18 protein-coding genes are annotated in these 21,965 nt (G+C 67.2%); 7 read left to right on the top strand and 11 right to left on the bottom strand.

Translation table 11 applies throughout. From position 1 onward, the window contains the following. Positions 1-46: 46 nt before the first annotated feature. Positions 47-376, bottom strand: coding sequence for a TadE family type IV pilus minor pilin (locus BN1056_RS04660; protein WP_210579457.1), 330 nt, complete (start codon positions 374-376; stop codon positions 47-49). Between the two features lie 208 nt (positions 377-584). Continuing rightward, positions 585-824 (bottom strand): DUF4244 domain-containing protein, encoded by a 240-nt coding sequence (locus BN1056_RS04655; protein WP_210579456.1) that lies wholly within the window; start codon positions 822-824, stop codon positions 585-587. A gap of 541 nt (positions 825-1,365) precedes the next feature. Between BN1056_RS04655 and BN1056_RS04650 the strand changes: the two genes are divergently transcribed. Together BN1056_RS04650 and BN1056_RS04645 are read left to right on the top strand one after the other, a co-directional pair. Next, positions 1,366-1,746: a cyclophilin-like fold protein gene (locus BN1056_RS04650; protein WP_210579455.1), complete on the top strand. Its 381-nt coding sequence runs from the start codon at positions 1,366-1,368 to the stop codon at positions 1,744-1,746. 186 nt (positions 1,747-1,932) lie between these two features. Next, entirely contained in the window at positions 1,933-3,273 is a 1,341-nt protein-coding gene (locus BN1056_RS04645) for a DUF4921 family protein (protein ID WP_210579454.1), read from the top strand. A gap of 1,220 nt (positions 3,274-4,493) precedes the next feature. Here the strand turns inward: BN1056_RS04645 and BN1056_RS04640 are convergent. Next, positions 4,494-6,557 carry a hypothetical protein gene (locus BN1056_RS04640; protein ID WP_210579452.1) on the bottom strand — a complete coding sequence of 688 codons (2,064 nt, stop codon included), beginning with the start codon at positions 6,555-6,557 and terminating at the stop codon, positions 4,494-4,496. 102 nt (positions 6,558-6,659) lie between these two features. On the opposite strand from BN1056_RS04640, the gene BN1056_RS04635 reads away from it, so the two are divergent. From BN1056_RS04635 to BN1056_RS04615, 5 genes are read left to right on the top strand one after another with little or no spacing between them, the layout of a single operon-like run. After that, positions 6,660-7,694, top strand: a complete 1,035-nt coding sequence (locus BN1056_RS04635) for a LacI family DNA-binding transcriptional regulator (RefSeq protein ID WP_210579450.1) — start codon at positions 6,660-6,662, stop codon at positions 7,692-7,694. 52 nt (positions 7,695-7,746) lie between these two features. Then, on the top strand, positions 7,747-9,045 hold the full coding sequence (locus tag BN1056_RS04630) for an ABC transporter substrate-binding protein (protein ID WP_210579448.1): 1,299 nt from the start codon (positions 7,747-7,749) through the stop codon (positions 9,043-9,045). Between the two features lie 6 nt (positions 9,046-9,051). Next, the gene (locus BN1056_RS04625) at positions 9,052-9,981 is read left to right on the top strand and encodes a carbohydrate ABC transporter permease (protein WP_210579446.1); all 930 of its coding nucleotides are present in this window, start codon (positions 9,052-9,054) and stop codon (positions 9,979-9,981) included. 1 nt (position 9,982) lies between these two features. Next, the gene (locus tag BN1056_RS04620; protein WP_210579444.1) at positions 9,983-10,846 is read left to right on the top strand and encodes a carbohydrate ABC transporter permease; all 864 of its coding nucleotides are present in this window, start codon (positions 9,983-9,985) and stop codon (positions 10,844-10,846) included. Between the two features lie 54 nt (positions 10,847-10,900). Further along, a complete protein-coding gene (locus BN1056_RS04615; protein ID WP_342343933.1) occupies positions 10,901-11,899 on the top strand; it encodes a glycoside hydrolase family 130 protein in 999 nt (332 codons plus the stop codon). Positions 11,900-11,910: 11 nt separating this feature from the next. Here BN1056_RS04615 and BN1056_RS04610 read toward each other — a convergent pair whose 3' ends face one another. The 8 genes from BN1056_RS04610 to BN1056_RS04575 form a co-directional block, all read right to left on the bottom strand. Beyond that, positions 11,911-12,102, bottom strand: a complete 192-nt coding sequence (locus tag BN1056_RS04610; protein WP_210579441.1) for a hypothetical protein — start codon at positions 12,100-12,102, stop codon at positions 11,911-11,913. A gap of 311 nt (positions 12,103-12,413) precedes the next feature. Further along, positions 12,414-13,280, bottom strand: coding sequence for a glutathione S-transferase family protein (locus tag BN1056_RS04605; RefSeq protein ID WP_210579440.1), 867 nt, complete (start codon positions 13,278-13,280; stop codon positions 12,414-12,416). Between the two features lie 245 nt (positions 13,281-13,525). Further along, a complete protein-coding gene (locus BN1056_RS04600; RefSeq protein WP_210579439.1) occupies positions 13,526-15,337 on the bottom strand; it encodes a dipeptide ABC transporter ATP-binding protein in 1,812 nt (603 codons plus the stop codon). Then, complete coding sequence (locus BN1056_RS04595) at positions 15,337-17,067, bottom strand: ABC transporter substrate-binding protein (protein WP_210579438.1); 1,731 nt, start codon at positions 17,065-17,067, stop codon at positions 15,337-15,339. Before BN1056_RS04595 ends, BN1056_RS04600 begins: the two co-directional genes overlap by 1 nt. Before the next feature lie 61 nt (positions 17,068-17,128). Further along, complete coding sequence (locus BN1056_RS04590; protein ID WP_210579437.1) at positions 17,129-18,115, bottom strand: ABC transporter permease; 987 nt, start codon at positions 18,113-18,115, stop codon at positions 17,129-17,131. Continuing rightward, positions 18,112-19,101: an ABC transporter permease gene (locus tag BN1056_RS04585; protein WP_210579436.1), complete on the bottom strand. Its 990-nt coding sequence runs from the start codon at positions 19,099-19,101 to the stop codon at positions 18,112-18,114. Before BN1056_RS04585 ends, BN1056_RS04590 begins: the two co-directional genes overlap by 4 nt. 382 nt (positions 19,102-19,483) lie before the next feature. After that, positions 19,484-20,599 carry an ABC transporter ATP-binding protein gene (locus BN1056_RS04580; protein ID WP_210579435.1) on the bottom strand — a complete coding sequence of 372 codons (1,116 nt, stop codon included), beginning with the start codon at positions 20,597-20,599 and terminating at the stop codon, positions 19,484-19,486. 95 nt (positions 20,600-20,694) lie between these two features. Further along, on the bottom strand, positions 20,695-21,965 hold a 1,271-nt coding region (locus BN1056_RS04575; RefSeq protein WP_210579434.1), incomplete at its 5' end, for an ABC transporter permease.

Genomic DNA, 21,965 nt, shown 5'->3' with positions numbered 1-21,965 from the left:
CCGTCCCCGCCGACGCCGGTGGACGGCAGCGGTGTCTCGGCCCGACTCATGGCGCACCCGCCTCGTCCCAGGTCGGCTCGGTGTAGGCGCAGGCCCGGGAGCGGGCCGTGAGGCCCAGGCCGCCCAGCGGTCCCGGAACCCGACGGCTCGCTGTCACGCAGGTGAGGTCGCCGGTCTCGACGCTCACCGTCACCGGTCCGCCCGCGCGCTGGGCGGCGCCGGCGACGTCGCTGAACCCGATGGCGGCCTGCCGGGCGGCAACCCGGGCGGCGTCGGTGACCCGCAGCTGCGTGACACCGGCGTTGACGGTGGCGAGCACCAGCAGCAGGACGAGGACGACGGCGGGCATGGTCACGGCGAGCTCTGCCGTCACCATGCCGCACTCGCCGCCACGGGGTCCGCGTCCACGGCAGCCTCTCGGATCATGGCAGGAGTGACAGCCGCGGCGCCGGAGGCAGGTTTCGCAGCATCGTTCCGCGGGGTGTCCGCGGCCGACCGGCTCGGCCTGATCCCGTTCTGCGGCGTCGCGCAGGCGGTTCGCGGGCGCGGCTCCCTCTGGGCGTTGCGGCATCCACATGACCGCCTCAGCCCACCGACAGCGCGGACTCGATGATGCCCTGCAAGACGCCGGTCAGGCTCCCCGAGCGCATGATCGCCAACAACAAGCCCGCGAAGGCCGCCGCTGCCAAAGTACCGATCGCGTATTCGGCGGTCGCCATACCCGCTTCGCCGTCCCGGTCGAGGGCGTCGGCCTCGTTCAAGCCGGGCGGGGTGCCGTGGGCGAGGACCCAGGCATTGTGCAAGGTCAACAAGGTGTGCTTCATGATCTCCTCCTGGAGGGGTTGGGGCCGGCCGACGTTGGCCGCGCCCGCGGGCACCGTGCCCGCGTCACCAGCGTCAGGCACCCGCCGCGGCGGCGCATCTGGCCCCTTTGATCTCTGTGGATTAGGGGTGCACGAACCGCACCTGTGGACCCCGGCGAAGTCCGTGCAATCGACCGATGCCATCGCGGGTGGTACTGGCTGGGCCTCCCGGCGGCAGTGCCGTTGCTTCAGACTGGTGGGACGCGGTCACCGGACCGCGCCGATCACCGCCGACGCGACTTCCCGATTCCATCGGAAACGTCGGCGTCCACGGAGCCGAACAGCCTCAGCCCCTAACGACCGAAAGGACACCATGCCGCTACTCTCCCGGCGAGCTCCCCGCCGCGCACTGCTTCACGGCCTGCCCGTCGCCCTGACCGGCCTGGCGCTGGCGGCATGCGCGTCCGGCGAAGGCACCAACGCGTCGCCGGCGACGGTTTCCCCGACAGCCACAAACCCCGGCCCTACCACCGGCAGCCCACAACCCACCCAGGAGACCAACATGCCCGCAACACAACCCGCCTCGATCCGCATCGCCTTCGGCGGCGCCCTCGACGGCACCGTCATGGAGGCGACTCTCGACGACAATGCCGCCACCCGCTCCCTGCTCGCTCAGCTACCGCTGGAGCTCAGCTTCTCCGACTACGGCGGCCAAGAGCTGACCGCCTCCCTGCCGCAGGACCTGGACACCATGGGCATGAGCGCCGGCGCCCCGCAGCCGGGCGACATCGGCTGGTACCAGCCGAACCACGTGCTGGTGCTGTACTACACGGCCGTCGGCTCCTGGCCGGGCCTGTACGTCATCGGGCACATCGACGACGACGTCTCTGCCCTGGCCGGGCAGGACTCGGACCTGCCGGCATCGCTGAACGCGTCGGAGTGAGCCGCCCGGGTCCACCGCCAAGTTGGCCCGGGCCCGCCGCCGCCCTGACCGCGCATCCACGGTCTACCCGGACTCACTGCCGTTATCCCGACCGCGCACCCACGCCTCTCCCGAGATCGCTGCCGCACTGTGACCGCGCCGTCGATATCGGCCCGGTAGGGCAACGTCGGCGCGATACTTGAAGGCATGCTCCAGCCGTACTCCCCCTCCGCCGAGCCACTCACCCGCATGGCGGACGGGACCGTCAAGCAGATCAGTCCCTTCACCGGCACCGAGGTGTGGACCGTGCCCGGACGCGGCAACCGCCCCATCTCCCACCCCGCCACCGAGGTCCACACTCTCACGCAGGCCGAGCGCACTCGCGCCTGCAAGTTCTGCCCGGCGCACTACACCGAGACTCCGCCGGAGAAGTCCCGCGTGGTGGCCACACCCGACGGCGGATTCGAACGGATCGATGCCCTTCCCGCCGCCGAGCTGTTCGACACGGTCGCCGAGTTCCGCCGCATCCCGAACCTGTTCGAGATCCTGTCCTACGACTACTGGCATGCCAACCACGGCTATGAGGTGCCCGACGCGGCCCGGGAGCGCATGGAGGCCTATCTGGCCGATCCGGCCGGCGCCGACCACGTGGCCCGGGTGGCCCGCGCCAAGTTGCGTGCCTCCGGTCAGAACCCCGACACGTGGGAGACCATGGACGCGGATGCCCGCCGCGAGTACCTGGCCGCCTTCTTCGCCGGCGGTCACGACGTGATCGTGGCGCGGCGGCACTACACCGACGACGCCGTCGACTCCTCCTCCCTGGCCGGCTCGGGCACCCTCACCCCGGCCGAGCACCGCGCCTATATCCGCCTGGCCGTTCAGGCCACGCACGACCTGTATCAGGCCAACCGCTGGGTTCGCTATGTGGCGGTGTTTCAGAACTGGCTGCGCCCGGCCGGCGCCTCCTTCGACCACCTGCACAAGCAGCTGGTGGGAATCGACGAACGGGGAGTGTCCTCCGAATTGGAGTTGCAGCGGGTGCGCGCCAACCCGAACCTGTACAACGAGATGGGCGTGGACTACGCCGCCTACCGGGGGCTGCTGGTGGCGTCCAATGAACACGCGGTGGCCTTCGCCGGCTTCGGGCACCGCTACCCGACGCTGGAGGTGTATTCGACGTCGGCCACCTGCGAGCCGTGGCTGATGAGCCGCGACGAGGTGGACGCCGTCTCCGACCTGCTGCACGCGCTGCATGCGGCCACGGGCGCGGATGTGCCCAGCAATGAGGAGTGGCACCACAAGCCGATCGACGTCGACCAGCCGATGCCCTGGCACATCACCCTGAAGTGGCGGGTGTCCACCCTGGCGGGCTTCGAGGGCGGAACCAAGGTGTACCTCAACACGATCGACCCGTGGACGCTGCGCGACCGCGTGGTGTCCCGCCTGGAGGACCTGCGGGCCGACCGCCTGATCGCCCCGATGGCGGTGGGCGAGGAGTGCCCGACGACGCCGAACCGACTGCTGTACAACCCGGTACTGGGTCGCTGAGATGGGACAACCGGACGAAAGATCGTGGTAAACACCGCGTGATATGAAGCACTCACACCCAACATAACAACACGATGGAGTAACAATCAGCTTCGTTCCTCGGCCTCTGCTAGGAGACCCCATGTGCGACGGACAGCACTGAAGACCCGGGCCCCAGCCCAACCTCTGCCGAGACGCCCTCGGCGGTGGTCAGGTCTTTTGCTGCGGTGTCACTCTGTTGATGCGGTGATCGTCGTGGGGCGGTGGTCGGGTAGGGCGTGCCGGTCCTTGTGGAGCGTGCGGGTGAGGTGTCTGAGGGAGGTTTCCGAAAGGTTGCGGCGCGCTTTGTACTGTCATTCCTCGTGCTGCTCCCGAAGGACCGCTCCGACCGAGCGGACCACGGAGTCACCGTCGGGCAATAGTCCTGGACCACATCGGCGCGATGCCCGGTCTCACGGCCCGGTCGTTCGATGAGGTTGCCCGTCCAGATCCTTGTGCCAGTGCTCGCGGAGGAAGACGGCGAACGCGGCCTGCATCCAACTCCGCTTCGGCCAGCATGTCAGCAACCTCAGGGAAACTGCTCTTCAGGGAGGCGGTGACCTGCTTGTAGGTGTCCACCACGGCCTCGCGGATGGTCTGGGCGAAGAGCGGCGGGGGGGGATCAGAGCATTGACGGGCCTGACAATGGGGCCACCCCAGCTTAGAGGCCCGCGTTACGGGCGAAGCAGTTCCCGGCACCGCTGCCAGGACGCGCCGGCAGGGTCGCATTGACAGCGGCCTTGATGCCGGCGTGGGCGTCGCTGGTCACCAGCACCACCCCTTGCGGATCCCGATTCGTGGGAACTTTCAGGTCCAGTCCGGGTCGGCCAGGACTTCCGCAATGAATGTGGACACGGCAGGCTTACCCTCGGGCATCGTGGGGAACCTTCCTGATGAATCTTTGGACGGATGAACAGATGGGCTCCCACGATGTCCATCCCCGTATTGCAGCCTCAGTGGCAGCCGCCGGCTCGGACCTTCGCGGGAATTGCGACCACACTACGAAACCCACCCACTTGCCCCTCGCATCGTGGGAAAGGCGTAGCAACGAACGTTGCAACAAACCCGATCGACTCAGGTGTGCACACGGTCGTGGCACGCGAAGCTGTCGGCCTTTCAGATGATCTGAGGGGCAGCTTCGCCACCAACCGCACCTCGGATCGGAGGCTTGCCAACTCCACACCGAGATTGACCAATTGCGCTTATCTCACGGTGGTGACGCTAAAAGCGCCAGACTGTTGTGAGCTGCGCCCGTGGTTGAGTGGCGCACTCCGCCGGCCGTCTGAGAGCCAGCACCGCCCCGTCTCTCCCGCCTCGACTGGTACCTGCGTAGCCGTTTGAGCAGTGGAGGCTCGCAGCGTCAAGCTACCCCCGGTAGTCTGCGTGTACCTGGCCGCCGTCACGGCAGCCAGGAGCATGATCGCGTCAACCTCGACAGTAGCACTCGTGCTCATCTCAATGGAGACCGTATCCCGGGGCGCCCTGGTCGGCAGGGGCACCGGGTTGAGGAGTCCGTTCCATTCGGTCACACCCTGCTCGCCGACATCCCCAATACAGATATCACCAAGGAATGTCCGGACACCTTCTGCGTTAACAGCTGTCCACGAGGTGGTACCGGTCGCCTCCGGGAGCTGGTGAAGCACCGGGTGCACGCAGACCTCGCCCCATGCCCCCGCTTCAAGATCGTCGGCCATGACGTCAGTGGAGAACGACATATGGCCGCCAGCCGGGACATTCACAAGGCTGCCCATGATGTTTCCTTCACCTGTCCATGCACTTGAGGGTGTCGCGATGGTGACACCGTCTGGAAGATCTTGGTCCTCGGCCTGGATCCACGCAGTACCCTCCCAGGCCTCGATACCCGAGATGGTTCGTGCGATGCGGGCAATGGACGGGTGAGAATCGAGCAGCTGCATGACGAGGAGGCCGTGGATAGTTGATTCTGCACCCGAGTTCTGGTTAACCCGCCCATCCGTCTCCACGCCATCGACAGTGACACCCGTCGCGGGGTCGTATGTTGCAGCACCGGAGGGATTCGCTCCGAAGAACCAAGCAGCGGCCAGCCCGGCTAAAGCGGAGAACCCAGTGGAGCTGGTGACGTCGGCCGCGCGGACGAGGCCCTCGACGCGGCCATGCGCGCCGTAAGCGATCTGCGCCTCGCCGGGCCGCGGCGTCCATGAGTTATATGGTCCACCGCTAGTGAGCAGCTGCGGCGTAAAGACGCCGCAGTCGGCGAGCGCTGCTTGCCGCTCATCTTCCGTGGCCCAGGCGTCGCAGGCCAGCAGGGCAGCACCAGTCAGTCCTCCCCACGCATGCCACATCGTTCGAGAGGCCGTCCATGGCAGAATGGCACCGAAGGGCCATTCGCCCGAATCCCCGGAGGACATGACAGCAATCCCCTCCGTGTAATGCGCGATGGCGTCAGCAACTTGAGTGTCTTGCCGCACTGCCGCGTAGGCTGCTAGTCCGAGTACTGCTTCCGCAGTCGCGTCGGCGCCACCCTGAATGAGCCAACCCGGGACCAGCACACCGTCGGCGATCTTCCACGTCCCGTATCGGCCCAGCGACGCACGTTCCAGAGCTGAGAGGGCGAGATGGAGACGATCAGCGAGGAACTGCGCAAACTCCACATCCACATCGACAAACTGAGGGTACGCTTCGCCAAGGGCCCACACGGTGCGAGCCAGCCAGTAGGACTCGTCAGAGTCGGACGGATCCGGGGTCTCCTTGGGTACCGCACTGCGGGTGAGCGTGCCGTCCGCTTGCATCCATAGAACAACATTGCCCGCGTTCTTCCCGGAGGCGACCTGGAGGTATGTCAGCGTATACAGAAGGCTCCGAGCCGTTGCCAGGTCATCCAGGTCGCCCGAGGCCGCATACGATCGCACAAAGACCACGATGGCTCGAGCGATATCGTCGCTGTTGTACGCACCCTGGCTCCAATACCCGGTAACGGCGTCAAGAGATCCTCCGCCAACCCGCTCGTACGACCCATCGTCCCGGTGGCTCGCGTAGGTCCACGGGGCTAGGCCGTTTGACTGCTGCCGATAGGACTCGTGTCCCTCTAGGGACGGCAAGGGAACCTCATCGAGCAAAAACCTAAGGTGGGCCAGATTCGTCAGGTTCGTCTGGGGCAAGCGGGATGCCGCCGCCGACACGGGACCAACCGCTGCCGCGGAGGCAGCGGGGACTGAAGGTGCCGGACGGACGGCGAAGGCTGCGGCGCCGGTTGCCGATCCGATCAAAAGGTGACGGCGAGTGATCATGGTTTCTCTTCCTTGAGACGAGTTGACATGCTTGGTCAAACCGGTTTAACTATGAACTATCAAACCGGTTTGCGCAACCGTTCCGCCCGGAGGAGGGACCCGATGCCAACAGACAGACCGACCATTGGCGACGTTGCGCGCCTCGCTGGCGTCTCCAAAGGCACCGTCTCAAGCGCCTACTCGGGGCGCCGCCCCGTCTCTCAGGACACGCGCGCCCGGATCTTCCAGGCTGCCGAAACCCTGAGGTGGCACCCCTCCTCACCCGCTCGAGCTCTCGCGACAGCTCGCACCGAGACCATCGGTCTCGTGCTGGCCCGAAACCCGCAAGTGATCGAGGCAGACACCTTCTTTGCGCGCTTCATCGCCGGCTGCGAGACTGTCCTCGCCCCACGTCACTTCGGTCTCGCGCTTCACGTCGTCGACAACGAAGCAGCCGAGGACTGCGCCTACCAGCGCCTCGCTGCAGGCAGAGCCGACGGCGTGATTCTCCTGGACCTGTCCGCCCACGACCGCCGCCTCAAGCTCGTCCATGAGCTCGGCCTGCCCGCAGTCGCTCTCGGCTCAGGCAGTCACTATGAGGGCAAGCTCCACGGAGCCTCATATGTCTACTGCGATGACAGCGAGCCGATGAAGCAACTGGTACGACTACTCGCTCGGCGCGGGCACACTCGCATCGCCCACGTCTCAGGCCCATCTCGCTATGTCCACACACGAGCCCGCAGAGCGGCCTTCACAGCAGAGATGGAAGCGCAGGGTCTAGAACCCGGCATCTTACGCGAAGGCGATTTCACCTCGGTGTCCGGGCGCGAGATCACAGCCGAGCTTCTAGCCCAGGACCAGCCTCCCACAGCAATCTGCTACTCGAACGACCTCATGGCCATCGCAGGAATGTCCTACGCCCAGCACATCGGCATGCTCCTGCCTCGAGATCTGTCCGTCACCGGATTCGACGACTCGGATCTCGCCGCTCAGCTCTCTCCACCCCTCACCAGCGTTTCCACAGGCGCTCACGAGCGAGGGCGCGTTGTCGCCGAAGTCTTGCTCGACATGCTCGCTGGCAGAGCCCCTATTTCCCGCGGCGTCGGCACAACCCGTGTCGTCGAACGCGACAGCATCTCAGCGCCTCGCCGCCCCTAATCCTAGACAGCACTCACAGCGTCTAATCCACACCACCACAAGGAGTTCGAAGATGAACATCAACCGCCGCACTTTTGTCGCCATGGCCACCTCACTATCAGCTGCAGCCGCCCTTGCTGCCTGCAAGTCAAGCGACGACAGCACCAGCCCGTCGACGTCAGGCGGCACCGGACCAATCACCGTGTGGCTGTCTAACAATGAGCAGGAGGTCGCTTGGGGTAAGCAGATGGTCGAGGCATGGAATGCAGACCATCCCGACGAGCAGGTCACCGCTCAGGAGATCCCTGCGGGTAAGTCCTCCGAGGAGACCATCACTGCCGCGATCACCGCTGGTACTACTCCCGACCTGATCTTCAACATCTCAACCGCAGCTGCCCCTGCCTGGGCGCAGCAGGGAGGTCTGGTCGACCTGACCACCTTCGACGACGGCAAGGACTACATCGAAAGCCGCTCCGGGGCCGAAGTCGCCGCCGGCTACGCCGACGCGGATGGCAAGTTCTACCTCTTGCCCTGGAAGTCCAACCCGGTTCTCATCATGTACAACAAGGATATCTTCGAGAAGGCCGGTATCGACCCCGAGAACCCGGAAATGAACACCCTGGACAGTTTCCTCGACGGCTGCAAGAAGATCATCGATTCCGGCGCGGCACAGACAGCGATCTGGCCGGCCCCGACCAGCGAGTTCTACCAGCCTTGGTTCGACTACTACCCGCTCTACATTGCCGAAACTGATGGCGCGCAACTCGTTGAGGATGACAAGGCAACCTTCAATGACGAGAGTGGCAAGACGATCGGCAACTTCTGGGCGGAAATCTACAAGAACGGCTACGCCTCCCAGGAGGCCGCAACCGACGATGCCATGACGACCGGAGCAACCGCGATGCAGCTAGCAGGACCGTGGGCTATCGCATCGTACAAAGGCCGGGTCAACGTCGGGTTCATGCCCATCCCAACCTCTGCCGGCTCAAGCATCGACAGCGTCAAGACCTTCGCTGACTCCAAGAACATCTCGATGTTCACAACATCGACCAATCGCCAGACGGCGTGGGAGTTCCTGAAGTTCGCCACCTCAGAGGAGCAGGATGGCGCGTTTCTCGAGGCCACCGGTCAGATGCCAATCCGCACCGACCTGCCGGCCGCGTACCCCGACTACTTCGAGCAGAACCCCAGCTACGAACAGTTCGCCATTGTTGCGTCGCATGTTGTGGACGTCCCCAACATCAATAACTCAACCGAGGTCTGGCAGAAGTTCCGCGACGAGTACTCCGCGGGAGTCATCTTCCAGACGGAATCGGTCGACGAGTTCCTCTCCGATGCTGAGGAACAGATCAATACGCTAGTAGCGAGATGATATTCGATGCCGTTCTCAACCTCGCCGCCCGCAACCATCAATCAACAGCGCGCGAGCAGGCGCATGCAGGTTCTCGGGCGCCAGCCCATCGGCCTACTTCTCACCGCGCCCTACGTGATCTTTCTGGTCATGGTCATGGCATGGCCGCTTATCCAAGCGGTCTGGATCTCGTTCCACGACTACTTCTTCACGGCGCCTTCGCTCGTTGTTGCCCACCCATTCGTCGGACTGGACAACTACCGCACGGCGCTGACCGATCCGAGTGTGCGTCAGGCATTTGGGAACATCATCGTCTTCCTGGTCATCAACGTCCCACTGACAGTGATCCTGTCGTTGATTCTCGCCTCAGCCCTCAACAGTATCGTCCGATGGGCGACCCTGTTCAGAATCGCGTTCTACATCCCTTATGTCACCGCTAGTGTGTCACTCATCGGAGTCTGGATGCTGCTATTCAGTCAGCACGGAGTAATCAACTCCGTGTTAGGACCATTCGCTCCCGATCCGTCATGGCTCGTCAACTCAAGACTGGCAATGCCATCAATTGCTCTCTACGTTACGTGGAAGCAGCTTGGGTTCTACATCCTGCTGTATCTTGCAGCTTTGCAGAACATCTCCCGATCTCTGTATGAGTCAGCATCAGTCGATGGCGCAGGCGCGATCCGGCAGTTCTGGCACATCACCGTACCCGGTGTACGTCAGGCGACCGTCCTTGTCCTGATCCTCGCCGTCATCACCGGCTCCAACCTCTTCACGGAGCCCTACCTGCTCACCGCGGGAGGCGGGCCTGACGGAGCATCGTTGTCACCCGTTCTCCTGATCTACCAAAAGGGTATTCAGCAGACCAATCCAGATGTCGCCTCCGCCATCGGCGTAGTGCTGGTCGTCTTCATCGGGATTCTTTCTGTCATCTCCAACCGCGTCGGAAAGGAGGACTGACATGGCTGTCAAGCAGCACAAGCCAACGACTGGAAGGCACGACACCCCCAAGAGGTGGCTCTACTTCTTCCTCGCAGCAGCAGCCGTAGCCTTCATCTTCCCCTTCTACTTCATGGTGGTCGGCGCGTTCCAGGAGAATCCGACGAATTCGCCATCTGAACTATTCCCCACCAGTGGGTGGACCATCGATAACTTCATTGCGATCAACTCCCGCATCGATCTCGGTGGTTCGCTATTGAACTCTCTGATTTTCACAGGCGGCGTGTTAATCGGGACTCTCACCTTCGGACTGTGTGCCGGTTACGCGCTCTCCCGCCTCAATTGGCGCGGCCGTGGCGCTGTATTTACGGTGATGATCGGAGTCCAGGCCATTCCGTTCCAATTGCTGATGATCCCGTTGTATGTCCAGATCGCCAGAACCTACGGACTAGGTGACACATACCTCGGAATGATTCTGCCGTTCTTCATTAACACGACAGCAGTGTTCATCTTCAGACAGTTCTTTCTATCGCTTCCAGAGTCACTGTTCGAAGCCGCGCGTATTGACGGCGCGGGCGAGTTCCGGATTCTCCTCACCATCGCACTCCCCCTCGTCAGACCCGCAATTGCCACCACTACACTGGTGACTTTCATCGGCCCCTGGAACGAATTCCTTTGGCCTTTCCTCATCACAAAAGACAGTAGCCTTCAGCCCCTAGCGGTGACACTCGCAAACTACATTTCGAATGTCTCCAAGACCGCCCCGAACCCCAACGGCGCCATCCTTGCCGGCGCCGCCGCCCTCGCGTTCCCCGTTGTGATCCTGTTCTGCCTATTCCAGCGCTGGTTCCGCCCGTCAGATATGAGCACAGGCATCAAGGGGTGACCGTACTGTGCCATTCTATCAAAGTATCACATCCGATCGCAGAAAGTGAATGAGATGACCACTGTCTCCATGTTTGGAGGAGCGACCTTCCCTCTTGGACCATTTGCACCTTACTCGAGAAATCCTATCTTGCGCCCCCGCGGCGACTCATGGGAGTCCTCCAACCTCTACAATCCCGCAGCCTTAGTGACTGACGACTCCGTCGTTCTGCTTTATCGCGCCCACGCTGAGGACCTCGTCTCTCACATCGGACTGGCCACCTCGCACGACGGCTTTCATTTCGAGCGCCGGGATACACCGATCATGTCACCGGAATACGACTATGAGTGTCACGGCTGCGAGGATCCCCGTATCGCCTATGTCGACGGCACCTACTACCTGACATACACAGGCTGGGACAGCAAGTCCGCGCAGCTGTGCCTTGCCACTTCCACCGACCTTAATACATGGGTCAAGCACGGCCCCCTGTTCACCGACTTCGACACCTTCCGCACCACGAATGACCCGCGCGGCCGCAACTGGTCGAAGGCAGGCGTGATCGTCCCGCGTCCAATGGGCGGAAAGTGGTGGATGTACTTCGGCGAGGGTTGCATCTACTCCGCCACGAGTGACGACCTGATCCATTGGACTCCGACGGGCACAGATGCCGAGCCCATGTACACACCCACGCCGGGAAGTTTCGACGCCGACCTCGTCGAGATCGGGACGCCACCTGTCCTCACCGAGACAGGCTTGCTCGTCATGCTGATCAACGGTGCGACACGGCACTTCAACCCTGATGGCTCGGTCGACGTTGCCTATTGCTGCGGCCAGATCGCTATTGACCCAGCACATCCCGACAGGGTCCTCGCGCGAATGCAGGAGCCCTGGCTTGCGCCTCAGACATTCGAGGACCTTCACGGGCTCGTTTCAAACGTCACCTTCGTCGAGGGACTGGTGAAGTTCCACGGCAAGTGGTTCGCGTACTATGGGCAGTCAGACACGACTCTTGCTGTTGCCGTCTACGACCCGAGCACAGATAGCTACGGTATCCAGTTGCAGGCCGATGCCTAGGGGTTGCGTCATTAGATCATGTTTTGAAGACGATACGTCGGCCCCAGCCGCGGGCATTCCACATTCGGCCGATGAGGCCCACTGATGGTGATGATGGTGTTCGCCAGCGCGATGAACGCACCAATGATCTTGGCGTGCACTTCGGCGCAGACCTGAAGCTTGCGGAACCACTGGGTATGCGAGGAGTTAGTCCCCTCCGCCATCCACCGGCTATGGCCTATACCGGCTCTTCGCATCGGAAGGATACAAACGACTGAGTGACGAAGACGAGAAGACCGCCAACACAGAAGTAGAGGTTCTGACCACCGGGCGAAGGTGCCAGGGAACCGCAACCAGCGGTTGTTCCGAGCACTTCGACCTGCGGCTTTTGGCGCTCCTGTCCGACGGCGCTCGCCGTCGGACAGACGGACACGCTGGGAATCGGCACCCGCCAAACCAGGGTGTCCTGAATTGGGTGACGCGGATGCGACGACGAAGCTCACCCGGCCCCGCTGTCGGAGCGGCCGCAGCCGCGCTAGAGCCCGAGCGCGCTGCGCTCCTCGGTGCCGACCCAGCCGACGCGTCCCTCCAGCGCCCGGAACCAGCGGGCCAGCGCCGGCCAGAAGGCGATCGACGGCGCCTCACCGCCGGGATAGTAGGCGCGGCCGCCGTACTCGTAGGCCTGCACGGTGGTGAACAGGCGGATATCGCTGCCGGTGGGCGCGGCGCCGCACAGGAACTGCTCCACGGACACCACGGCGGACAGTGGCGGTACGTCCTGCACGGTCAGGGCCGCCTCGCGGGAGGCCTCCATCTTGGTGGCGCGGGCCAGCAGAGTGTCGACGACGTCGAAGGCCAGCAGCACGCTGTTGGCGGCCGTCGTCGCCTCCTCGGTGTCCTTGGAGTGGGTGGCGGTGGCGTGCGGCCGGTTGATGTGCTCGCCGATCCACTTGTCCCAGGCATCGGTGGAGTTGCGCCGGTCCAGGGGGTACAGGTCGGGGGCGCCGGCGCGGTGCAGCGGCTTCCAGGCGGTGGCGAGGTCAAAGAGCAGATCCCCGGAGTCGTCGACGACGACGTGGCCGGTGGTGGTGTCCACCAGCGCCGGGACCGTGGGCGGCGGGGTATAGCCGGGGGTGCCGGCGTAGACCTCGGCGATCGAGGTGGCACCGTTCAGAGCCGGGTCGGGGCCGGGTTCGCCGTCGGGACCGGTCAGTTCCCAAAAGCCATCGGCGCCGCGGCCGTAGCTCCAGGAGACGGGAAGCGCCTCCGTGAGGCCCAGCAGCCGCCGGGCGATGAGGACGCGACGACACCAGGGGCAGGAGGCGGAGGCGACCAGGCGGTAGCGGCCGGCCTCTACTGGCAGATCACCTTCAGTGAAGCGGTGCGAGTGGGCAAGGGCCATGGGTGCCTCCCGGAGCATGAAAACGAACGTCATATGGGCTCAACCCAATGGTGGCCCCTGTGCCCGCCTGCCGTCAGCCCCTTCACCGGAGGCGAACCCACATTGTGAGATTACCGCACTGTTCGGCCCGAGGTGAGCCGTTTCGAACGACCGGGATATCTGACTTCGACCGATCTCGGTGAGGGGCCGGATCGGGTGGCCCAGCCCGCACCCCGCCCCAGCGGCGCCGCCCGGCGGCCGTCCGCTCAAGCGGCCTGTCGGCGGGCGGCGCGGCGGCGGGCCTGCGCGTCCGGGTCGGGCACGGGCACCGCCGCCACCAAACGACGCGTGTACTCCTGGCGCGGGCGGGCGAGCACCTGCGCCGTCTCGCCCTGCTCGACGACCCGCCCCTGCGACAGCACCACGGTCCGTGTGGCCAGGGAGTCGACCACGGCCAGGTCGTGGGAGACGAACAGGCAGGCGAAGCCCAGCTCCGACTGCAGCTCGCGCAGCAGCTCCAGCACCACCGCCTGCACCGACACGTCCAGGGCGCTGGTCGGCTCGTCGGCGATCACCAGGCGCGGTTCCAGCGCCAGCGCCCGGGCGATGGCGACGCGCTGGCGTTGCCCGCCACTCATCTCGTGCGGGTAGCGGTCGGCCAGATCGGCCGGCAGGCGCACGGCCTCCAGCAGTTCACGCACCCGCGCCCGCCGGGCACCGGAGTCGTACCCGCCGTGCACCACCATCGGCTCGGCGATGGCCGAGCCCGCCGTGCGCCGCGGGTTCAGGGAGGAGGCGGGATTCTGGTAGACGACGCCGGTGGCGCGGCGGGCCGGCAGCAGGGCACGTCGGCCGGCTCCGGCCACCTCCACGCCGCACACCCGCACCGACCCGGCCGCGATCGGCACCAGCCCGGTCAGGGTGCCGGCGATGGTGGACTTGCCGGAACCGGACTCGCCCACCAGCCCGAGCACCTCGCCGGCGCCGATGCGCAGGGAGACGTCACGGACGGCGTGCACCCGGTGCCGGTGGCTGCGGTAGACCACGTTCAGGCCATCAATCTCGACGACGGGCTCGGCCTGCGACGCGTGGTCGGCGGCCGCACCGGTGATGGGCGTCGGAATGTCAGCTCCGGCGTCCGGCGAGGCCGTGGCGGGCGACGCCGCGGTCGCCTCGTCCTGCGACGCCCCGTCGGCCGGGGCCACCCGGCGCAGGGACTCCAGCCGCGGCACCGCGTCGAGCAGGGCGCGGGTGTAGGGGTGATGCGGGTGGGCGAAGAGCTCACGGGTGCCGCCGCGCTCCACGATCCGCCCCTGCCGCATGACGGCGACGTCGTCGGCCACATCCGCCACCACGCCCATGTCGTGGGTGATCAGCAGGACGGCGACGCCGGAGTCCGTCAGTTCTCGCAGCAGGTCGAGGATGCCGGCCTGCACGGTCACGTCCAGGGCCGTGGTCGGCTCGTCGGCGATGAGCACCGGCGGGTCGGCGGCCATGGCCAGGGCGATGCAGGCGCGCTGGAGCTGCCCGCCGGACAGCTGGTGGGGGTAGGAGCGGGCGACCCGCTCGACCTGCTCGCCCTCGCCCAGACCCACGCGCCCCAGCAGCTCCAGCACCCGGGTGTAAACCCGGCGACGGCGGGGGCGGTCGGTGGCGTGCGCGCGGATCGCCTCGCCGATCTGGGAGGCGATGGTCTCCAGCGGGTCCAGCGCCGTCGTCGGCTCCTGGAAGATGGTGGCCACCAGGCGCCCGCGCACGTCGTCGAGCACCTGCCGGGGTGCCCCGACCAATTGCGTGCCCGGAGCGTCGGGGGCGCCCGGGCGCGGGTCGGTGAGGACGGCGGAGCCGGTGACGACAGCGGTGTCCGGCAGCAGGCCGAGCGCCCCCATGGCCGTCACGGACTTGCCCGAGCCGGACTCGCCGACCAGGGCGAGCACTCGGCCGGGCACCAGATCCAGGTCGATGTCGGCGCTGGCGTGCTCAACGGTACCGGCGAAGGAGACGCCCAGGCCGCGCAGCGACAGCGCGGGGGTCGGCGCCGTCCGGCCGGACTCGGTCTGCTGCTCCCCGCCGCGCACTACTCGCTCACCCCGAGCACCAGGTAGTTGGGGTAGGCCGGGAAGGGCGCGACGAAGAACCCCGTCACCTTCGATCCGGGCAGGAAGGAGTTGCGGCGGTTGACCAGCGGCACGGCGGGAACGTCCTCGGCGATGCGCCGGTCCAGGGCCGCCCACTTGGTGGCCGCCGCCTCCGGGTCGCTCTCCTGGGAGGCTTCGGTGATCAGCTGGTCCACCTCGGGGTCGGAGTAGCGGGAGATGTTGTAGCCGCCCTGGCCGATCTCGGAGGAGGCGTACAGGGGCTGGATGTTGGCGTTGGCCGAGGGGTAGTCGGGGTTCCAGGAGACGACGGTCAGGTCGTAGGTGGATCCGTCGCCCTGAGTGGCCCGCTCGGTGTAGGCGTCGGAGGACTGCGGATCGATGGTGACCTTCAGCCCCAGTTCGGTCAGCGACTGCTGCACGGCCTCGGAGATCGCCAGGCGGGCCTCGTTGTTCTGGGACAGCAGGACCAGCTCGGGCACGTCCTTGCCCTCCAGCAGGGACTTGGCCTGCTCCAGGTCCGTGGGGTAGAGGTCGTAGTCCTCCTGGCCGGGGATGCCTGGCGTGATGTAGGTGGTGGCGATGCCGGCGCCGAGCTCCCCGCCCAGGGCGCGCTGCACCGCGGTCTTGTCGACGGCGTAGGCGATGGCCTTGCGGACATCCGGGTCGGTGATGCGCTCGGTGTTGATCGCCAGGTACAGCAGCGGGCCGGGGTCGGAGGTGGCCAGGCGGGCGGAGGCATTGGGGTCCGCACTGACCTGGGCGAGCTTGGATGCGGTCAGCAGCTGGGCGGAGAAGGCGTACTGGTCGTCGCCGGAGTCGGCGATCAGCCGCTGGCTGACGGTGTCCTCATCCTGCCCCAGGGAGAAGACGATCTGCTCCGGCAGGGCGGTGCGCACCTCGTCGGTGGCGGCCGACCAGTTCTCGTTGCGGGCCAGGGTCACGGAGTTGCCCTGCTGGTAGGCCTCCACCCGGTAGGGGCCGGAGGCGACGGGGGCCTGGGCGTAGGTGGCCGGGTCGTCGCTGTCCTCGGGGACGGGTGCGAAGGCCGGCAGGGAGACGATCCAGGGCCAGTCGCCGTAGGGGTGGTCGAGGTGGAAGATGATGGTGCGCTCGTCGGGGGTCTCGATGGAGTCCAGGTGCTCGCCGTCGTAGGGGCCGGTGTAGCCCTCGGCGTCGGCCAGCAGGGTCTTGTGGTAGCCGAGTCCGCCGGACAGGGCGGAGGCGAAAGACCGTTCGAGACCGTACTTGATGTGGGCGGAGGTGATCGGAGTGCCGTCCTCGAGGGTGATGCCCTCCTTGAGGGTGTAGGTCCAGGTCAGGCCGTCCTCGGAGATCGTGCCGGTGTCGGTGGCCAGGTCCGGGACGACGGCGGGGACGCCGTCGGCGGTGATGTCCCAGGTGGTCAGGCGGCGGTGCACCAGACCCAGGGAGGTGATGGCCAGGGACTGGCTCTTGGCGGGGTCCCAGTTGATGTCGGTGTCGGTGCTGAGCACGTACAGGGTGCCGCCGGCGGAGGCCGTGGCAGCGGTGGCGGTGGCCGCGGAGCGGGAGTTGGCGCCGCAGGCGGCCAGCGCCAGGGCGAGGCCGGAGATGCCGGCGCCGGCCAGCAGGCCGCGGCGGGACACGGCGAAGCGTCCATGGCCGGCGGGCCGAGTCTCGGGGCGCCGCGAGGAGGCGGGGTGCGTCGTCGTCGGGCGGGTGGAGGACATGGGGGTTCCTTTCGGGTAGAAATCGAGCGCAGAGCGAGTAAGGGTGTGGGAATGGGCGGGTTCAGACCCGCGGGTCGATGACGGCCGCGAAGGCGTCAACCAGGAGGTTCGCGACGATCACGAAGGCGGCGGCCACGAGCGTGACCCCCATGATCACGGGCAGGTCGGTGGTACTGACCGCGTCCATGAGCAGGGCGCCGAGCCCCTGCATGGAGAAGACGCGCTCGGTGATGACGGCGCCGCCGAGCATGCCGCCCAGGTCGAGGGCGAAATAGGTGACCACCGGCAGGGACACGTTGTGCATGACGTGGCGGCCGATGACGCGCCGCTCGGGCAGGCCCACGGCACGGGCCGTGCGCACGTAGTCCTCACCGAGGTTCTCCAGCATCTCTCCGCGCACCATGCGCGCGTAGACGGCGGCGGAGATCAGGGCCAGCACGCACCAGGGCAGGATCAGGTGCCAGGCCCAGTCGAGGGGGCTTTCACTCAGGGGCACGTAGCCGGATACGGGCACCATGTCCAGGGTGAAGCCGAACAGGAGGATGCCCAGCAGGCCGAGCAGGTAGGAGGGCGCCGAGACACCCAGGACGGTTCCGGCCATGATGGTGCGGTCCAGTCGAGTGCCGCGCCGCAGCGCGGACACGACGCCCGCGGCCACGCCGATGAGCAGCCAGAGCACCGCCGCACCGATCGCGATGGAGGCGGTGACCGGCAGCCGTGAGGCGATCAGCTCCGTGACCGGCGTCGACAGGCGGAAGGAGTAGCCCAGGCAGGGGGCGGCGCAGGTGATGGCGGCGGCGCCGGAACCGAAGGTGCGGCCGGTGACGATGCCGGTCAGGTAGTTCCAGAACTGGGTGTACCAGGGCTGGTCATATCCCATGAACTCGCGGGCACGCGCCAAGTTCTCCGGTGTGCAGGGCTTGCCGCAGGCCAGGGCGGCGGGGTCGGAGGGCCACAGGGAGAAGATCGCGAAGGTGATGAAGGCGATCACCACCAGCACCAGCAGCGTCTGGCCGGTGCGGGAGACGAGGAAGCGCAGGCGGTTCATCGGGCCTCACCGGTCCTGGGGTCGAGGGCGTCGCGCAGGCCGTCGCCGAAGAGGTTGAAGGCGAGGGTGACGAGGAACAGGGCCGCCCCGGGGAACAGCAGGTACCAGGGGTCGGTGCTCACCCAGGTGACGGCGCTGCCGATGGCCCGTCCCCAGGACGGGGTCGGTGGGCTCACGCCGACGCCGAGGAAGGACAGGGCCGCCTCGGCGGTGATCTTCCCGGGGATGGACAGGGTGGTGAACACGATGATGGTGGCCACCAGGCCGGGCAGGATCTGCCGGGTCACCACGTGCCATTGGGAGGCGCCCATGGCGCGGGAGGCTCCGACGTAGGTGCGTGAGCGCAGGGACAGGGCGCGGCTGCGCAGCACGCGGGCGGTCGACGGCCAGCCGAGGATCCCGATGATGAGGATCATGATGGGCACGCGCGGAGCGGTGGCCGGGACGATCGCGGAGACGGCGATCATGAACACCAGGTGCGGGAAACCGAGCGTGATGTCGGTCAGGCGCGAGACCAGGGCATCCCACCAGCCGCCGAAGTAGCCGGCGGACACGCCCAGTGCGATGGCCACGACCATGGACAGGACGGTGGCGCCCATGCCGATGGAGAAGGAGGTGCGGGTGCCCTCGACGACGATGGCGAACAAATCCCGGCCGGTCTGCGGCTCCACGCCGAAGGGGTGGGCGGCGCTGATGCCGCCGAAGCGGCCGAGCGGCAGGCCGGAGGCGTCCAGCGCGTCGAGGTCGTAGGTGTAGGGGTCCACGCCGAAGGCACGCGTGATCCACGGCGCGAACAAGGCGACCAGGGTGGTCAGGGCGACGATGATCGCGCCGAGTGTGGCGGCCCGGTCGACGCACAGGCGGTTCAACAGCTGCCGGGAGGTGGAGGGGGCCGCCGGGCCGAGCGGCGTCGGGGGCGTGAGGGGCGCGCCCTCTGCGGGCGTGGCGGCGGAGAGAGTACGGGCGTCCCGGGTGGACGTGTGCACGGGGTACCTCACATATGGGCTGGGGAACGCGTCAGCGCTCGGGGTGGACGGCGAATGGGCGTAGAGCTGTCGTCAGCGACAGCAACAACACATTCGCGTGGCCAGCATGTGAGGTGGTTCCTCCGGGGATCGGGTTGCGTTCGACGTGCTCCGGGAGCCGGTTCGACGCCGGCGCCGGGTGTCGGCGCCGGGGCGTGACGCTAGCAGCGTGCAGAGCGATCACGCGAGTCGCCACGGCATTGTGAGACCAGCCTCTCACCCGCCCCCGCCCGCCCCTCTCACCGAAATCGGTGGAACTTCCATGCCGAGATCGGTGGACGTTACGTACTGAGATCGGTTGATCTTACGTGCCGAGATCGGTGGTTATGACGAGGTCTCGTGCTCAGGCCCGCACCACCGCGATGCGACGCCGGTCCAGGCGAACGGTTATCTCCTGCCCCGCCCGCACCGGCTCCGCATTACCATCGGCGAGCACGGCCATGGCGGGCTCGCCGGCGATTTCGACCTCGACTACGCGCCGCCCGCCGCGCATGCGCACCGCAGCCACCCGCGCCCGCGCGCTGAGTCCGTAGTCGGCCGGTCCCGAGGTGGCGGGCCCACCACCTGGAGTCCCACCATCGTCCGCGTTCCCGGCGTCGGCCTGCGCAACCGCTAGCGCACCGGGCGCCAGCGCCAGAAACTCCCCCGACCGCCCCGCCAGGAGGTCGGCCCAGCCGAGGTGGGCGGCGGCGTCGGCGTCGAGCAGCGGCCCGAAGCCGAGGAACCGGGCGACACGCGCGCTGCCGGGGTTGGCCCACAGCCGCTCCGGGGTGTCCAGACGCAGCAGCCGGCCGGAGGCCATGACACCGACCCGGTCGGCGACGGTCATGGCCTCGTCCTGGTCGTGGGTGACATACAGGGCGGTGGTGCCCTGGGCCTTCAGGATGGTACGCAGGTCGGTGGCGAGCTGCTCGCGCAGGGCGCGATCGAGGGCGGACAGCGGCTCATCCAGGAGCAGTAGCCGCGGGCGCGGCGCGAGGGCGCGGGCGAGCACGACCCGCTGCGCCTGCCCGCCCGACAGGGTGGTCACCGCCCGGTCCCCGTATCCGGGCAGGCCGACGACGTCGAGCACCTCCTCCACCCGGCGCGCCCGCTCGGGACGCGGCAGACCGGCCAGCCCGTAGGCGATGTTGCCGGCGACGTCGCGGAAGGGGAACAGCTGTCCGTCCTGGAACATGAGCCCGAAGCCGCGCCGGTGCACGGGCACCGGGACGACGTCGTCGCCGTCCCAGGTGATGGTGCCGGCGGCGATGTCCTCCAGGCCGGCGACGGCGCGCAGCAGCGAGGACTTCCCACTGCCGGAGGCGCCCAGCAGAGCGAGGATCTGTCCGCGGGGCACGTCGAGGTCGACGGCGTCGACGGCGGTCAGGGGTGCCGCGCCGCGGGTGGCCGGGTAGACGACGCTCAGGCCGCGCACACGCAGGCCCGAGGTGGCGGGCGCGGGTTCGGTGTCAGTCATGCTGGTCTCCTGGGATGCGGGCGAGTGGCGGGTGGCGGGGAAACATGATTTGTGTCAGTTCCAATGACCATATCGACCGACCTCGGCACGTAACTTCAACCGACCTCGGCACGTAAGATCAACCGACCTCGGCGTTGATGACGGGTTTGGAGGCGCTCGCAGGCGAGCATGAGGGCGGCGGCGCCGACCGCCAGCACCACCCCGGCGGCCAGCCCCATGCCCTGATTCTGCGCGCCCGGGGAGCCGACCAGCCGGTAGACGACCACCGGGAGGGTGGGTCCCTGCGGGCGGGCCAGGAACGACGTCGCCCCGAACTCCCCCAGACTGGTGGCCAGGGCGAACCCGGCGGCCAACCCCCCGGCGCGCAGCAGGTGCGGCCCGTCCACGCCGGCCAGCACCCGGCCCGGGCCGGCGCCGAGCGTGGCCGCGACCTCCCGCTGGCGCGGGTCGATCGCCCGCATGCCGGGCAGCAGGGTGCGCACCACCAGTGGCACGGCGACCACGGCCTGTGCCAGAGGCAGAATCCACCAGCTGCGGGTCAACCCGGTCGGGGCCAGGGTGATCAGGAAGCCGAAGCCCACCGTCACCGCGGACACCCCCAGCGGCAGCATGAACACGGCCTCGAACAGCGCGACGCCGCGAACCAGCAGCCGCGAGCGTGGGTTGCGGGACAGCACCAGGCACACGGCCACCCCCACCGCCAGGGCGATCACCGTGGCGGCCACGGCCACCCGCAGGGAGTTGCCGGCCGCCTCCCACACCGACACCAGCAGGGCGTTGTCGCCGCCGGTGGTGGACAGGTCGGTGTAGTTGGCGAGCGTCCAGTGCCCGGCCCGGCGCAGCGAGCGGATCACCAGCACCGCCATGGGCATCACCAGGAGACCACAGATGGTTAGGGCGGTCACGGCCAGGGCCGGGGCGTCGGCGGCGCGCAGCGGCGTCGCGGGCACATCGGTGCGCAGCGCCAGGTGGGCCTGGCGGGCGCGGCGGGCCCGCTCCCCCACCCACAGGGCGGCGGCGATCACCACCAGCTGCACCACCGACAGCACGGCCGCGGCCCGCAGGTCCAGGTAGCGGGCGGTGAGCTGATAGATCTCGGTCTCGATGGTGCCCGCGCCGGTGCCGCCCAGCACCAGCACCACCCCGTAGGCGGTGGCGCACAGCAGGAAGACGGTGGCGGCGGCGGAGGCGACGGCGGGCAGCAGGCTCGGCAGGGTGACGGTGCGCCACGCCCGCCACGCCGACGCGCCCAGGGTGCGGGCCGCCTCCACGGCGCGCGGGTCGAGCCGGCACCACATGGTGCCGACGTTGCGCACCACGTATCCGTAGTTGAAGAACACCAGGGCGGCGATCACGGCGGTGCGGG

Source organism: Actinomyces succiniciruminis (assembly GCF_900002405.1).
In the GTDB taxonomy this organism is placed as follows: Bacteria; Actinomycetota; Actinomycetes; order Actinomycetales; family Actinomycetaceae; genus Actinomyces; species Actinomyces succiniciruminis.
Note: the sequence above shows the minus strand (reverse complement) of the source record. Positions and strands in the feature narration are given on the sequence as shown.

Coding starts and splice junctions, on each gene's coding strand:
- BN1056_RS04660 (WP_210579457.1), bottom strand. CDS start 376: ATGGTGACGGCAGAGCTCGCCGTGACCATGCCCGCCGTCGTCCTCGTC.
- BN1056_RS04655 (WP_210579456.1), bottom strand. CDS start 824: ATGAAGCACACCTTGTTGACCTTGCACAATGCCTGGGTCCTCGCCCAC.
- BN1056_RS04650 (WP_210579455.1), top strand. CDS start 1,366: ATGCCCGCAACACAACCCGCCTCGATCCGCATCGCCTTCGGCGGCGCC.
- BN1056_RS04645 (WP_210579454.1), top strand. CDS start 1,933: ATGCTCCAGCCGTACTCCCCCTCCGCCGAGCCACTCACCCGCATGGCG.
- BN1056_RS04640 (WP_210579452.1), bottom strand. CDS start 6,557: ATGATCACTCGCCGTCACCTTTTGATCGGATCGGCAACCGGCGCCGCA.
- BN1056_RS04635 (WP_210579450.1), top strand. CDS start 6,660: ATGCCAACAGACAGACCGACCATTGGCGACGTTGCGCGCCTCGCTGGC.
- BN1056_RS04630 (WP_210579448.1), top strand. CDS start 7,747: ATGAACATCAACCGCCGCACTTTTGTCGCCATGGCCACCTCACTATCA.
- BN1056_RS04625 (WP_210579446.1), top strand. CDS start 9,052: ATGCCGTTCTCAACCTCGCCGCCCGCAACCATCAATCAACAGCGCGCG.
- BN1056_RS04620 (WP_210579444.1), top strand. CDS start 9,983: ATGGCTGTCAAGCAGCACAAGCCAACGACTGGAAGGCACGACACCCCC.
- BN1056_RS04615 (WP_342343933.1), top strand. CDS start 10,901: ATGACCACTGTCTCCATGTTTGGAGGAGCGACCTTCCCTCTTGGACCA.
- BN1056_RS04610 (WP_210579441.1), bottom strand. CDS start 12,102: ATGGCGGAGGGGACTAACTCCTCGCATACCCAGTGGTTCCGCAAGCTT.
- BN1056_RS04605 (WP_210579440.1), bottom strand. CDS start 13,280: ATGGCCCTTGCCCACTCGCACCGCTTCACTGAAGGTGATCTGCCAGTA.
- BN1056_RS04595 (WP_210579438.1), bottom strand. CDS start 17,067: ATGTCCTCCACCCGCCCGACGACGACGCACCCCGCCTCCTCGCGGCGC.
- BN1056_RS04590 (WP_210579437.1), bottom strand. CDS start 18,115: ATGAACCGCCTGCGCTTCCTCGTCTCCCGCACCGGCCAGACGCTGCTG.
- BN1056_RS04580 (WP_210579435.1), bottom strand. CDS start 20,599: ATGACTGACACCGAACCCGCGCCCGCCACCTCGGGCCTGCGTGTGCGC.